We start from the raw sequence: 12,864 nt of genomic DNA on the forward strand, positions 1-12,864 counted from the left end.
CCTCCTGCTATAGCCCCTGCAGGCTGCGTTTAAACGCGCTCCACAAAAACAATTAAACGAAGGATCCTTCAATGGATAACTCCAACGCCCTGCCCCTTGGGTCGGCTGCCGTGCCGGTCAAAGAAAGAACCACCGCCAGTCGTATCAAATCGATCTTCAGCGGTTCGGTCGGCAACATGGTCGAGTGGTACGACTGGTACGTCTATGCCGCCTTCTCCCTGTACTTCGCCAAAGCGTTTTTCCCCAAAGGCGACACCACCGCCCAACTGCTGAATACCGCCGCGATCTTCGCCGTGGGCTTCCTGATGCGCCCGATCGGTGGCTGGCTGATGGGCCTCTACGCCGACAAGGCCGGGCGTAAACGCGCATTGATGGCCTCGGTGTACCTGATGTGCTTCGGCTCGCTGCTGATTGCCCTGAGCCCCGGTTATGAAACCATCGGCATCGGCGCGCCGATCCTGCTGGTGTTCGCCCGTCTGCTGCAAGGCCTGTCGGTCGGTGGCGAATACGGCACCTCGGCCACCTACCTCAGCGAAATGGCGACCAAGGAGCGTCGCGGTTTCTACTCCAGCTTCCAGTACGTGACCCTGATCTCTGGCCAGCTCATCGCACTGGCGGTGCTGATCGTGTTGCAACAAGTGCTGACCACCGAAGAGCTGTACGCGTGGGGCTGGCGTATTCCGTTCGCCATCGGCGCGCTGTGTGCCGTGGTCGCGCTTTACCTGCGCCGTGGCATGGAAGAGACCGAGTCGTTCACCAAGGTCAAGAAAGAGAAAAAAGAAAGCGCCATGCGCACGCTGATGCGCCATCCCAAGGAACTGATGACCGTGGTCGGCCTGACCATGGGCGGCACCCTGGCGTTCTACACCTACACCACGTACATGCAGAAATACCTGGTGAACACCGTCGGCATGAGCATCTCCGACTCCACCACCATTTCCGCTGCCACGCTGTTCCTGTTCATGTGCCTGCAACCGATCATCGGCGGGCTCTCGGACAAGGTCGGTCGTCGGCCGATCCTGATTGCCTTCGGTATCCTCGGCACGCTGTTTACCGTGCCGATCCTCACCACCCTGCACACCATCCAGTCGTGGTGGGGCGCGTTCTTCCTGATCATGGCGGCGCTGATCATCGTCAGCGGCTACACCTCGATCAACGCCGTGGTGAAAGCCGAGCTGTTCCCGACCGAAATCCGCGCCCTGGGCGTTGGCCTGCCGTACGCCCTGACCGTGTCGATCTTCGGCGGCACCGCTGAATACATCGCGCTGTGGTTCAAGAGCATTGGCATGGAAACCGGTTACTACTGGTATGTCACCGCGTGTATTGCCGTGTCGTTGCTGGTGTACATCACCATGAAAGACACCCGCAAACATTCGCGGATCGAGACGGACTAAGCTCGTCAGCGCAACAAAAAAATGGGGCAGACCTTAGCGGGTCTGCCCCTTTTCTTTGCCCGACACATTCCCTTGTAGGAGCCGGCTTGCCGGCGATGGTGTGTCAGCGACAAAAGTGTTGGCTGACACTCCATCGCCAGCAAGCTGGCTCCTACAGGGATAGAGTCGACTGGAAATAAGGTGGTCGTCCTTGCACTATGAACGCCACACCAACAGGAATCCCTTCATGCCCGACGACATCCACTACTACGAACCCGCCAACGGCCACGGTCTGCCGCATGACCCGTTCAATGCCATCGTCGGCCCGCGCCCCATCGGCTGGATTTCTTCGCAGGATGCCGACGGCCGCCTGAACCTGGCGCCCTACAGTTTCTTCAACGCGTTCAACTACATTCCACCGATCATTGGGTTTTCCAGCGTCGGACGCAAAGACAGCCTGAACAACATCGAGCAGACCGGCGAGTTCGCCTGGAACCTGGCAACCCGGCCGCTGGCCGAACAGATGAACCAGAGCTGTGCGATGGTCGGGCCAGAGGTCAACGAGTTCGAGTTGTCCGGGCTGACGCCCGTCGCGTCGAAAATCATTCAGGTGCCACGGGTCGCCGAAAGCCCGGTGTCCTTCGAGTGCAAGGTCACGCAGATCATCCAGTTGCAGCGCGCCGACGGCAACGTGGTGCCGAGCTGGCTGATTCTCGGCGAAGTGGTCGCCGTGCACATCGCCAAATGGCTGTTGAAGGACGGGGTGTACGACACCGCCGCGGCAGAACCGATTCTGCGCGGTGGCGGACCAGCGGATTACTTTCAACTGGGCCCGGAGGCCTTGTTCAAGATGTTCCGCCCGGGAGCGGTCAGGTAATTACCAGATCAGCTCGCCGTCTTCGCCGACGCCCTTGAGGTGCGTCAGTTGCAGGGCGGCAGCTTCGTCCGCTTCTTTGGCGGTCTTGAACGTCTGGTCTTCCAGCAATTTGTTGAAGCGCGGTGCGCCCGAACCACCGATGGCTTTGGTGGCAATCGCCGCATAGTAACCGCCCTCGCGGGGCACTACGGCGGATACGGCTTCGAAGGTTTCAAAGGCTTTGCGTGCCATGTCGCGGATCCTGGCTGATTGAGAATGGCGTCATTAAACCCTCAACCCGCCAGTTTGTGTACCCGCGACCGGGACTGCCACTGCGCCTGGGCCGCCGACACGTCCTTGAAGGTATGGAAATCCAGGCTGTTGACCACCAGCTCTTGCACCAGCTCAGCAAAAATATCCATGGCCGGCGTGCTGAAATAGGCCGTCATGGCTTGCTGATGGGTCCAGAAACCGGACACCAGCCACAATTCCGGATCGCACTGCGAATGCTGCAGGGAAAAACTCAGGCAGCCAGGCGCGGTGCGCGACGGCTCGATCAAGGCGCTGAGGCGCGCACCGAGTTCCGCCGAACACCCGGCGCGGGCCCGGACGAAGGCCATATGACTGACGGGGATCTGCTTAGACATGTTCAACCCTCCCAGGTACTCGAGTGGCAGCCGTGGGACGGGCTGCGACAGGATCCAAGATTAAGCCCCTGCACGCCGCCCCGTTAGTCGATTCCTGCCGGCTTGTTGCACAATCCTGCGAGGCTGCATTCCGTACCTGTAACAATGTGTGAATAGTGTCACAGGCCTGAAACACGAGGTTCGAGCAAGTTTTCTCTGCCATAGACTGCCTTGGCAGCACGCCTCTTCAACCCCGTGCAGAATCAGGCAAGCTTTTCGCAGGATGTGTCTACCGCTGTGCCTTGCACAAATTTAAGCTCAGCTCATTCCCATTGCTTCGCCGAGGATGCCCTGCATGTCGTCGCTCGATCACTTTCAAGCCCCGCTGGACGCCGACATGGAGAAACAGCGCGCGGAACTGGCCGCTATCATCCGTCGCAACACGATGGAGGATGGCACTTATGCCACTGCCGTCGCCTCGCTGTTCATGGGCAAACACAGCCAGTCCCATGAATTCGCCCCGGTGCTGGCGCAACCGGCGTTGTGCATCATGGCGCAGGGGCGCAAAGAGGTCAGACTGGCCGACGAATACTTCAATTACGACCCGCTGAATTACCTGGTGGTATCGGTCTCCATGCCCCTGAGCGGGCGGATAGTGAACGTCACCTCTGAAGAACCGATCCTCTCGGTGCGGCTGGACATTGATCCGGCGGAAATCACCGCACTGATAGCCGACGCCGGCCCTTTGGGCGTGCCGACCCGCCCCACCGGTCGCGGTTTGTATGTCGAACGGATCGACACCGCGATGCTCGACGCGGTGTTGCGCCTGGCGCGATTGCTGGACACGCCGAAAGACATCGCCATGCTCGCACCGTTGATTCGCCGGGAGATTCTCTATCGGTTGCTGCGCAGTCAGCAGGGCCATCGCTTATATGAGATCGCGATTGCCAACAGCCAGAGCCACCGCATCAGCCAGGCGATCAAATGGCTCAACGGCAATTATGAGCAACCGCTGCGCATTGATGATCTGGCCAAGGAAGTGAATCTGAGCGTGTCGACCTTGCATCACCGGTTCAAGGCGATGACGGCGATGAGTCCGTTGCAGTATCAGAAGCAACTGCGCTTGCAGGAAGCGCGGCGGTTGATGCTGGCCGAAGGGCTGGAAGCGTCGGCGGCGGGGTATCGCGTCGGGTATGAAAGCCCGTCGCAGTTCAGCCGGGAGTACAGCCGGTTGTTCGGGGCGCCGCCGCTGCGGGATCTGGCGCGGTTGCGGTTGACGGTTTAGCCGAATTCAACCGCACATTTGTAGGAGCGAGGCTTGCCCGCGAAGAACGATAACGCAGTTTTCCAGAAGTACCGCGCTGCCTTCTTCGCGGGCAAGCCTCGCTCCTACAGGGGGTGCGCTTTTTACGCGCCGAGTACTCGGCAAGCCTCGGCCGGCAACGTCACCGACACCGGGTTGCCAATGCTCAACCCAAACCCCTGGCACGGCGTGCTCAACGCGGTAAACGACACCCCGGAACACTCCACGGTCGTCTCGATCGTCGCGCCGATATCACGCACGAACGTCACGGTGCCCAACAAACGATTCCCCGCCGTCGCCTGCGGATGCGACAGTTGCAGGTCCTCAGGGCGGATCAGCATCTTGACCCTCTCTCCCGCCGCAATGCTCGTGCAGATCGGCACTTGCAGCGCATCGCCCCCCGGCAGGCTGACCTGGCCGTTACCCAGCGCGGTCGCCGGGAAGATGTTGCCCGAACCGATGAAGTCCGCGACAAACTCGTTGGCCGGATGACGATAGATCTCGATCGGCGTGCCGACCTGCTGCACGCGATGCTCACCCAGCACCACGACGATATCGGCCATGGTCATCGCCTCACGCTGGTCGTGGGTGACCATGATGGTGGTGATGTTCAGGCGTTGTTGCAGCTGACGGATTTCCACCTGCATCGACTCGCGCAGCTTGGCGTCCAGCGCCGACAGCGGTTCGTCCAGCAGGAGGATTTTCGGGTGGTTGGCAATCGCCCGGGCAATCGCCACACGCTGACGTTGACCGCCAGACAGCTTCGCCACCGGGCGGTCAATCATTTCCTGCAACTGAATCAGTTCCAGCAACTCCACTACGCGCTTGTGCTGATCAGCCTTGCTGACCCCGCGCAGTTTCAACGGATAGGCGATGTTTTCCCCAACGGTCATGTGCGGAAACAGCGCCAACGATTGAAACACCATGCCGAAATTACGCAGATGCGCCGGGGTTTGGCCGATGTCTTCACCGTCCAGGCGAATCTCGCCGCCGGTCAAGGTTTCGAGGCCGGCGATCATCCGCAGCAAGGTGGTTTTACCGCAGCCCGAAGGGCCGAGGAAACACACCAGTTTGCCTTCCGGCAAATGCAGGTTCACATCCTTTACCGCGCAGGCCGAGCCGTAATGTTTCTCGACGTTTTCCAGAATCAGACCAGACATAAATCACCTCAAGAATCAGAACGAAACGCCACCTTCACCGACCAGCTTCTCCAACGCCCAGATCAGGACGAAGTCGATCAGCACGATCAGCACGGCAAACGAAAATACGGTAGGGTCGAGCGACGACACGGTGCGGCTGTACATCCAGATCGGCACGGTCATCACGTCGATGGTGTAAAGGAAATAGGTCACGGTGAATTCGTTGAACGAGACGATGAACGCCAACAGCATCCCCGCCAGAATCCCCGATTTCATCAGCGGCACCACCACATCGATGATCGCCCGCGTTGGCGAAGCACCGAGCATTTGCGCGGCCTCTTCGACTTCGCTGCCGATGGAGAGCATTGCCGCCGTGCAGTTTTTCACCACGAACGGCAGCGCCAGGATCACGTGGGCGATTACCAGCCGCGAGGTGGTCATCTGGAACGGCAGGCTGTCGAACACCAGCAGCAATGCCAGGCCCAATACCACCATCGGAAACACCAGCGGCAGCGACATCAGTTGCAGCGCCACCGCTTTGCCACGGAACTCGCAACGGGTCAGCGCATAAGCCGCCGGCACCGCGATGATCGTGGCGAAAACCATGGTCAGGCACGACACCATCAGGCTGGTGGTCATGGCTTTACCGAGGCTCAGCACATCACTCGCGTCCGGCGACACGAAGGTGTGCCAGGCGGCCTTGTACCATTGCAGGCTGTAGCTGCTCGGCGGGAAGTCGAGGTTCGACGAACCACTGAACGACATGACGATCATGGTCAGGATCGGCAACACCGCCAGAAGCAAAATGAACCCCGAGAGGATGCCGGCAAACTTGCCGGTTTCGCCTGGCAGCAGCGAATAACGCTTCTTGATCACAGAGCTCATTGCGAAGCCTCCAGCATGCGCCGACGACGGCCAGTGATGTATTCGGACAAAGTCATGATCGCGAGCGTGGTGACAATCAGCACCACACCGGCGGCGGACGCGGCGGGCCAGTTCATCAGCGGGGCGATCTGGTCATGGACCATCACCGCCAGCATCGGCACGCGTCGGCCACCCAGCAACAACGGCACCACGAAGCTGCTGGCGTTGTAAGCGAAAACCAGTGTCGCGCCGGTGATGATCCCCGGAAAACTCATCGGCAGAACCACCTGGCGGAACACCTGAAAGCGACTGGCGCCCAGTGTGGCGGCGGCCTCTTCGTAAGTGCGGGCGACGCCGCGCATGGCGCTGGCAATCGGCAGCACGGCCAACGGGAACGCGGTTTGCACCAGGCCCATCAACACGCCGTTCTGGTTGTACAGCAACATGATCGGGCGCTTGATCAGGCCCAGGCCCATCAGTGCCTGATTGAGCATGCCGCCCGGGCCGAGAATCACCAGCCAGCCGTAGCTTTGCAGCAGCAGGTTGACCAGCAATGGCAGCAGCACCGCAGCGAGGAAGATCCTGCGCACAAACGGCGACGTCAGGCGCGACATGGTGTAGGCCACCGGGATCGCCAGCACCACGGCGATCACTGCGCTGATCAGCGCCAGGCGCAAGGTCAGCAGCAAGGATTTGAGGTAATACGGTTCCAGCAATTGGGCGTAACTGGCCAGGCTGAACCCGGTCCATTCCGCGCCTTTGGTGCCGACGCTCATGCGCAGCACCAGCAGGCTGGCGGCAATCAGCACGCCGAGAAACAGCATCGACGGCGTCAGAAAAAACCAGGCGCGGGTCGTCGGCGAAACACCCCGATTGGCGCGCACAGGAGCTGCATCGACCGGATGAGTCAGAGGTTGGTGTTCCATAGCAAGGGTCTCGTCAATGGAAAGCAGCTGGCAAACACAGGATCTTCAACCACTGAAGATCCCTGTAGGAGTGAGCCTGCTCGCGATGGTGTGTCAGTCGACACTGATGTGGCTGACACACCATCGCGAGCAGGCTCGCTCCTACAGGGGGTTACGGCGTTTGGAAGGCCTGTGTTCGCCACTCGATCAGGAAGAAAAGATTTCCGTGTAGCGACGAATCCATTGGTCATGCACGGAGGCCAGGAAGGCGTTGTCGTGCATGATCGCCTTCTCGGCAATCTGCTCAGGCGTGAGGATGTACGGGCTCTTGCGCGCTTCGGCGGAGATGATCGCCTTGGCGTTGACCGGGCCGTTGTAAATGTCCTCAGCCATCTTGCCCTGCACCAGCGGGTCCAGAGAGTGGTTGATGAACGCGTAGGTCAGGTCGGTATCGCCCGGACGGTTTTTCGGCATCACCGACAGCATCAGGTCGGTGTAGAAACCTTCTTTCATGCCGAACGTGGCACCCAGGCCGTAGGCCGGATCGCGGATCTGTTTCGGGAAGAAGGCCGGTGCGTACAAGCCGCCCATGTCCAGGGAACCGGTGCGGAACAGCTCGGCGATCTGGTTCGGGTTTTCACCCAGGGTCACCACACGATCCTTCAGCTCGGCGAGTTTCTTGAAGCCGGGTTCGATGTTGTGTTCGTCACCACCGGCCAGTTTGGCGGCGATGATGATCAGGTCCATCGCTTCGGTCCAGTTCGGCGGCGGCAGGAAGATGTTCGGCGACAGCTCCGCGTCCCACAGGGCGGCATAACTGTCCGGTGCTTCCTTGATGGTACGGGTGCTGTAGACCAGGCTGTTGCACCAGAGCAGGTAACCGATCCCGTGGCCATTGGCGCCGGTGCGGTATTTCTCCGGGACATCCACCAGGTTGGGAATACGGTTGAGGTCGGGTTTTTCCAGCAGGTTGGCGGCGGCCAGACCTTCGGCGCCAACGCCAGCCAGGGTGATGATGTCGTATTGCGGACGATCACCGCCGGCCTTGAGTTTGGCGACCATTTCCGAAGTACTGCCGGTGCGGTCAGCGATGACCTTGCAGCCGTACTTGTCTTCGAACGTTGCGGCGATGTTGCGCAGTGCCGCCAGGCCTGTGTCATCGGACCAGGTCAGCAGGCGCAGGGTCTTGCCCTGGAAGCGCGTGTCGCTGGCATTGGCCTTGACGAAGGGCAAGCTCATGGCTGCCGCGGCAACCGAGGCCACGCCTACGGTTTTGATGAATTGACGTCTGTTCAGATCATGCTCGCCCATTACGGACTCCCTTTGTTTTTGTAGGTATAAGGCAGGTCGAAACTGTTGCATCCGCGCGGCCGGATCAGTGTTATCCCCCGTATTTTCGGGGGCTTGGCTGAACCAGTGAGTTCATCCTGAGGTCGTGTAAAACACCTGACTATCGATAAAAATTCATTGAAGCCATGACGCCAGCGCATGCCTCATGTAGGAGCGAGCCTGCTCGCGAAAAGTGCATGAACGACGCGGGTTTTCTGACTCCCCGCGTTATCGTTGACGTCCATCGCGAGCAGGCTCGCTCCTACAGAGATACGCGTCAGACGGCGCGAATCACGTGTTTGATTTCCTGGAAAGCCTGCAAGCCCCATGGCCCCAATTCGCGGCCGATGCTGCTCTGCTTGTAGCCGCCCCAGGCGGTCTGCGGGAAGATCACTTGCGGCGCGTTGATCCACACAAGCCCCGCCTGCAAGGCGTTGGCAACCCGATCCGCCGCCTCGGCGTTGCGCGTCACCACGCTGGCCACCAAGCCGAACTGGCTGTCGTTGGCCAGGGCAATCGCCTCGGCTTCGGTGGCGAAACTGCGCACGCAGATCACCGGGCCGAAAATCTCTTCACACCACAGCGCACTGTCGAGGGGCACTTCGGTGAAAATCGTCGGCTGCAAAAAATAACCGCGCGGCAAGTCTGCGGGGCGATTGCCGCCGCAGATCAGCTTGGCGCCAGCACTCAAACCGCGATCGATGTGGCCGAGCACGCGTTGGTATTGCGCCTGATTGACCAGTGCGCCCATTTCCACGTTCGGGTCGAACGGGTCGGCCACGCGGATGGCTTCAGTACGCGCCTTCAGGCGCAGGAGGAATTCGTCGGCCAGTTCATCGGCGACCAGCACGCGGCTGGTGGCGGAACACATCTGCCCGGCGTTGAAGAAACCACCGCCACAGGCCACTTCCACGGCCAGCTCGATGTCGGCATCAGCCAGCACCAGCAGCGAGGATTTGCCGCCCAGTTCCAGGCTCACGCCCTTCACGGTTTCTGCGGCGCGCTGCATCACCTGCACGCCGACCGCGTTGCTGCCAGTGAAGGAAATCTTGGCGATGCGCGGGTCCGCCGACATCGGCGCGCCGACCGCCAGACCGGTGCCGCAGACCACGTTGAACACACCCTTCGGCAAACCGGCCTCGGCGATGATCGCCGCCAGTTCCAGCTCCGGCAGCGGCGTCACTTCGGAAGGCTTGAGCACCACGCAGCAACCGGCGGCCAGGGCCGGGGCGAGTTTCCAGGCGGTGGTGACCATCGGGAAATTCCACGGCACGATCAGGCCGACCACACCACACGGCTCACGGCGCACACGGGCGCTGAAGTCGTCGGTGGGCAGCTCGACGTTGCTGTCCTGTTTGGCGTCGAGGCCTTCGGCCAGGCCTGCGTAGTACTCGAAAGTAGCGATCACGTCATCGACGTCGATGGCCGCTTCGAACAACGGTTTGCCGTTGTTGCTCGACTGCAAGTGCATCAACTTGTCGCGACCGGCCTGCACGCCCGCAGCGATTTTGCGCAGGATGGCACCGCGCTCGGCGCCGGTGGTTTGCGACCAGGCCTTGAAGGCTTCGGTGGCTGCATTTGCGGCTTGATCGACGGCGTGTGCATCGCCGCCATTCACGGTGGTCAGCAACGCTTCGGTGGCCGGGTTGATCACGCGCAGGTGTTCGCTGCCCGCCGACCATTTACCGTCGATGAACAGACCATCAAGAGTGGTGGGGAAAGTCATTTCGACACCGCCTGCATCCACAGAGTCTGATCGATTTCAATCAGGGTCGGGCCTTGGCGATCGGTGGCTACACGCAAGGCGCTGCGCAGTTGTTCAACACCGCTGACCGCTTCAGCCGCACAGCCCAATGCCTTGGCGACACCGATGAAATCCGGGGTGTAGATGTCTACGCCGACCGGCTCGATGGCGCGGTTGACCATGTATTTCTTGATCTCTTCGTAGCCCTGGTTGTTCCACAGCAGGACGATCACCGGGGTACGCGCTTCAACGGCGCTGGCCAGTTCCGGCAGGGTGAATTGCAGGCCACCGTCGCCGATCAGGCACACCACCGGAGGACGCGCGCCGTTTTCAACGCTACCGCCGAGCCAGGCGCCAATCGCTGCCGGCAAGGCATAACCGAGGGTGCCGTAGCCGGTGGACGAGTTGAACCAGCGGCGCGGACGCTCCGGGTTGAAGGTCAGGTTGCCGGTGTACACCGGTTGGGTCGAATCGCCGACAAACACCGCGTTCGGCAATTCGTGCAGGACGGTTTCGAGGAAACGGGTCTGGGCCAGAGTCGGCGCGTCCCAAGTGGCGGCGAGGTCTTCGCGCAGACGTGCGGCGCGGACCTGGCCCCAATCGTTGCGGCGCTCGGCCAGCGATTTGTGGGACAGCGCGCTCAGCAAGGCTTGGGCAGCGTTGCGCGAATCGGCTACCAGTGCGATGTGCGGCGGGTAGTTGCGCACGGTCTGGTCCGGGTCGATATCAACGCGCAGCAGCTTGCCGGGAATTTCGAAACCACCGGCGAAAGTGACGTCGTAGTCGGTCTCGGCCAGCTCGGTGCCGATGGCCAGAACCACATCGGCCTCGGCAACCAGGGCGCGAGTCGCGACCAGGCTCTGGGTCGAACCGATCAACAACGGATGGCTGGATTCGAGCATGCCTTTGGCGTTGATGGTCAGCGCCACTGGCGCGTCCAACAATTCAGCCAGTTCAGTCAATTCCGCAGCGGCATCGATGGCACCGCCACCAGCGAGAATCAAGGGACGCTTGGCGCCGGCGAGCAGTTCGGTCATGCGGCTGATCGCGCTTGGCGAAGCACCGGCGCGGTCGATATTGACCGGCAGGCTGCTGAGCAGGTCGTCGGCTTCTTCAACCAGAACGTCCAGTGGGATTTCGATGTGAACAGGACGCGGACGACCGGCCTGGAACAGCGCGAAAGCGCGGGCCAACACGCCCGGCAATTCGGACGCCGACATCAGGGTGTGGGAGAACGCCGCCACGCCGCCGACCAATGCGCTCTGGTTCGGCAGCTCGTGGAGCTTGCCGCGACCACCGCCCAACTGGCTGCGTGTCTGCACGCTGGAGATCACCAGCATCGGGATCGAATCGGCGTAGGCCTGGCCCATCGCGGTGGTGATGTTGGTCATGCCCGGGCCGGTGATGATGAAGCACACACCCGGTTTGCCGCTGGTGCGTGCATAACCGTCGGCCATGAAACCGGCGCCCTGTTCGTGACGCGGAGTGACGTGGTTGATGCTCGAACGGGCCAGCCCGCGATACAGCTCCACGGTGTGAACCCCAGGGATGCCGAATACCTGCTCAACCCCGTAATCTTCGAGTAACTTGACCAATACTTCGCCGCACGTCGCCATGTCTTTTGCCCTTTTTGTTCGTTTGAGACGCCGGGCCTGCGCAGTGTTTATGATGAGCGGGCAGGTCCAGGGATGGCCTCATTGGAACGGGCGACACGTAGCCGCAACAATGGATAAAAAGTCATACTAGCCATGTCCTCACGTCATACCTTGGATCCCAATGAAACGATTGCCTCCCCTGCCGGCGCTGCACACTTTTCTGATTACCGCGCAGTGCTGCAACTTCACCCGTGCCGCCGAACAGCTGTTCATCACCCAGGGCGCGGTGAGTCGACAGATCGCCGGGCTGGAAGAACATTTGGGTTATGAGCTGTTCATTCGCCAGGCCCGCGGCCTGGATTTGACGGTTGAAGGACGGGAGTGGCTGCCACGGGTGCAGCAGATTTTCGGCTTGATCGACGAGGCGGTGGAGCAGATCGGCGAGAAGCGCGAAACCCTGCAACTCAAGGCGCCGACCTGTGTGATGCGCTGGTTGTTGCCGCGCCTGTTGCAGTGGCAGCGGGAGCGTCCGGATGTGCCGGTGGAGCTGACCACCACGGTCAAGCACGGTGTGGATTTTCATCGCGAGCAATTCGATGCGGCGGTGATGTATGGCGCGCCGCCGGACAACGCGCTGACGTCTTATCTGCTGTTCGATGAGCAACTGACGCCGGTGTGTTCGCGACCGATGCTGGAAGGGCCACAGGCCTTGCAGTCACCGGCGGATCTGCAACAGCACTTGCTGCTGCACCCGACGCGGGATGAGCGCGACTGGAATGCCTGGCTGAAAGCGGCGGATCTTCAACTGAGCAATGTCAGCAAGGGTCAGCATTTCGAAACCCTGGACCTGGCGATGTCGATGGCGTCTCAGGGGACAGGTGTGGCGATTGGCGATTGGTCGTTGATTGGCGATGACCTGAGTGCCGGGCGGCTGGTCATGCCGTTTGAATTGAAGGTGAAAACCGGGTTGGCGTATTACCTGGTATTCCCGGAGAAACCTGCACCTTCGCCGAAGTTGCGCGAATTGATGGGGTGGTTGGTGGAGCAGGCGCAGAGTCGGTGAAGGCCCAAAAGCATCGCCGGCAAGCCGGCTCCTACAAGGTTCATATCACCCCCTGTAGGAGCCGGCT

The 12,864-nt window shown here is 60.9% G+C and carries 12 protein-coding genes; 4 read left to right on the forward strand and 8 right to left on the reverse strand.

Annotated features, from left to right (window positions below):
• Positions 1-71: 71 nt before the first annotated feature.
• Together KGA97_RS18245 and KGA97_RS18250 are read left to right on the forward strand one after the other, a co-directional pair.
• Positions 72-1,394 carry an MFS transporter gene (locus KGA97_RS18245; RefSeq protein WP_008041981.1) on the forward strand — a complete coding sequence of 441 codons (1,323 nt, stop codon included), beginning with the start codon at positions 72-74 and terminating at the stop codon, positions 1,392-1,394.
• A gap of 226 nt (positions 1,395-1,620) precedes the next feature.
• A complete protein-coding gene (locus KGA97_RS18250; RefSeq protein WP_008041982.1) occupies positions 1,621-2,250 on the forward strand; it encodes a flavin reductase family protein in 630 nt (209 codons plus the stop codon).
• On the opposite strand, the gene KGA97_RS18255 is transcribed toward KGA97_RS18250, so the two are convergent.
• Together KGA97_RS18255 and KGA97_RS18260 are read right to left on the reverse strand one after the other, a co-directional pair.
• Positions 2,251-2,481, reverse strand: coding sequence for a hypothetical protein (locus KGA97_RS18255; protein WP_008034307.1), 231 nt, complete (start codon positions 2,479-2,481; stop codon positions 2,251-2,253). It lies immediately after the preceding gene.
• Between the two features lie 41 nt (positions 2,482-2,522).
• A complete protein-coding gene (locus KGA97_RS18260) occupies positions 2,523-2,876 on the reverse strand; it encodes a putative quinol monooxygenase (RefSeq protein WP_008034309.1) in 354 nt (117 codons plus the stop codon).
• Positions 2,877-3,210: 334 nt separating this feature from the next.
• Between KGA97_RS18260 and KGA97_RS18265 the strand changes: the two genes are divergently transcribed.
• A complete protein-coding gene (locus tag KGA97_RS18265) occupies positions 3,211-4,140 on the forward strand; it encodes an AraC family transcriptional regulator (protein ID WP_192228607.1) in 930 nt (309 codons plus the stop codon).
• 122 nt (positions 4,141-4,262) lie between these two features.
• On the opposite strand, the gene KGA97_RS18270 is transcribed toward KGA97_RS18265, so the two are convergent.
• The 6 genes from KGA97_RS18270 to KGA97_RS18295 all read right to left on the reverse strand — a co-directional run bounded on the left by KGA97_RS18270 (position 4,263) and on the right by KGA97_RS18295 (position 11,755).
• The gene (locus tag KGA97_RS18270; protein ID WP_192228606.1) at positions 4,263-5,318 is read right to left on the reverse strand and encodes an ABC transporter ATP-binding protein; all 1,056 of its coding nucleotides are present in this window, start codon (positions 5,316-5,318) and stop codon (positions 4,263-4,265) included.
• A 15-nt stretch (positions 5,319-5,333) separates the two neighbouring features.
• A complete protein-coding gene (locus tag KGA97_RS18275) occupies positions 5,334-6,182 on the reverse strand; it encodes an ABC transporter permease (RefSeq protein WP_223415988.1) in 849 nt (282 codons plus the stop codon).
• Positions 6,179-7,087 carry an ABC transporter permease gene (locus KGA97_RS18280; RefSeq protein ID WP_008034316.1) on the reverse strand — a complete coding sequence of 303 codons (909 nt, stop codon included), beginning with the start codon at positions 7,085-7,087 and terminating at the stop codon, positions 6,179-6,181. Before KGA97_RS18280 ends, KGA97_RS18275 begins: the two co-directional genes overlap by 4 nt.
• Before the next feature lie 186 nt (positions 7,088-7,273).
• Positions 7,274-8,377 (reverse strand): extracellular solute-binding protein, encoded by a 1,104-nt coding sequence (locus tag KGA97_RS18285; RefSeq protein WP_008034320.1) that lies wholly within the window; start codon positions 8,375-8,377, stop codon positions 7,274-7,276.
• 295 nt (positions 8,378-8,672) lie between these two features.
• Positions 8,673-10,121 carry an aldehyde dehydrogenase family protein gene (locus tag KGA97_RS18290; protein ID WP_223481223.1) on the reverse strand — a complete coding sequence of 483 codons (1,449 nt, stop codon included), beginning with the start codon at positions 10,119-10,121 and terminating at the stop codon, positions 8,673-8,675.
• On the reverse strand, positions 10,118-11,755 hold the full coding sequence (locus KGA97_RS18295) for a 5-guanidino-2-oxopentanoate decarboxylase (RefSeq protein WP_223481224.1): 1,638 nt from the start codon (positions 11,753-11,755) through the stop codon (positions 10,118-10,120). Before KGA97_RS18295 ends, KGA97_RS18290 begins: the two co-directional genes overlap by 4 nt.
• A 160-nt stretch (positions 11,756-11,915) precedes the next feature.
• Between KGA97_RS18295 and KGA97_RS18300 the strand changes: the two genes are divergently transcribed.
• Positions 11,916-12,797, forward strand: coding sequence for a LysR substrate-binding domain-containing protein (locus tag KGA97_RS18300; RefSeq protein ID WP_223481225.1), 882 nt, complete (start codon positions 11,916-11,918; stop codon positions 12,795-12,797).
• Positions 12,798-12,864 lie beyond the last annotated feature (67 nt).

Source organism: Pseudomonas sp. BF-B-15, from assembly GCF_019946675.1.
Lineage (GTDB): Bacteria > Pseudomonadota > Gammaproteobacteria > Pseudomonadales > Pseudomonadaceae > Aquipseudomonas > Aquipseudomonas migulae.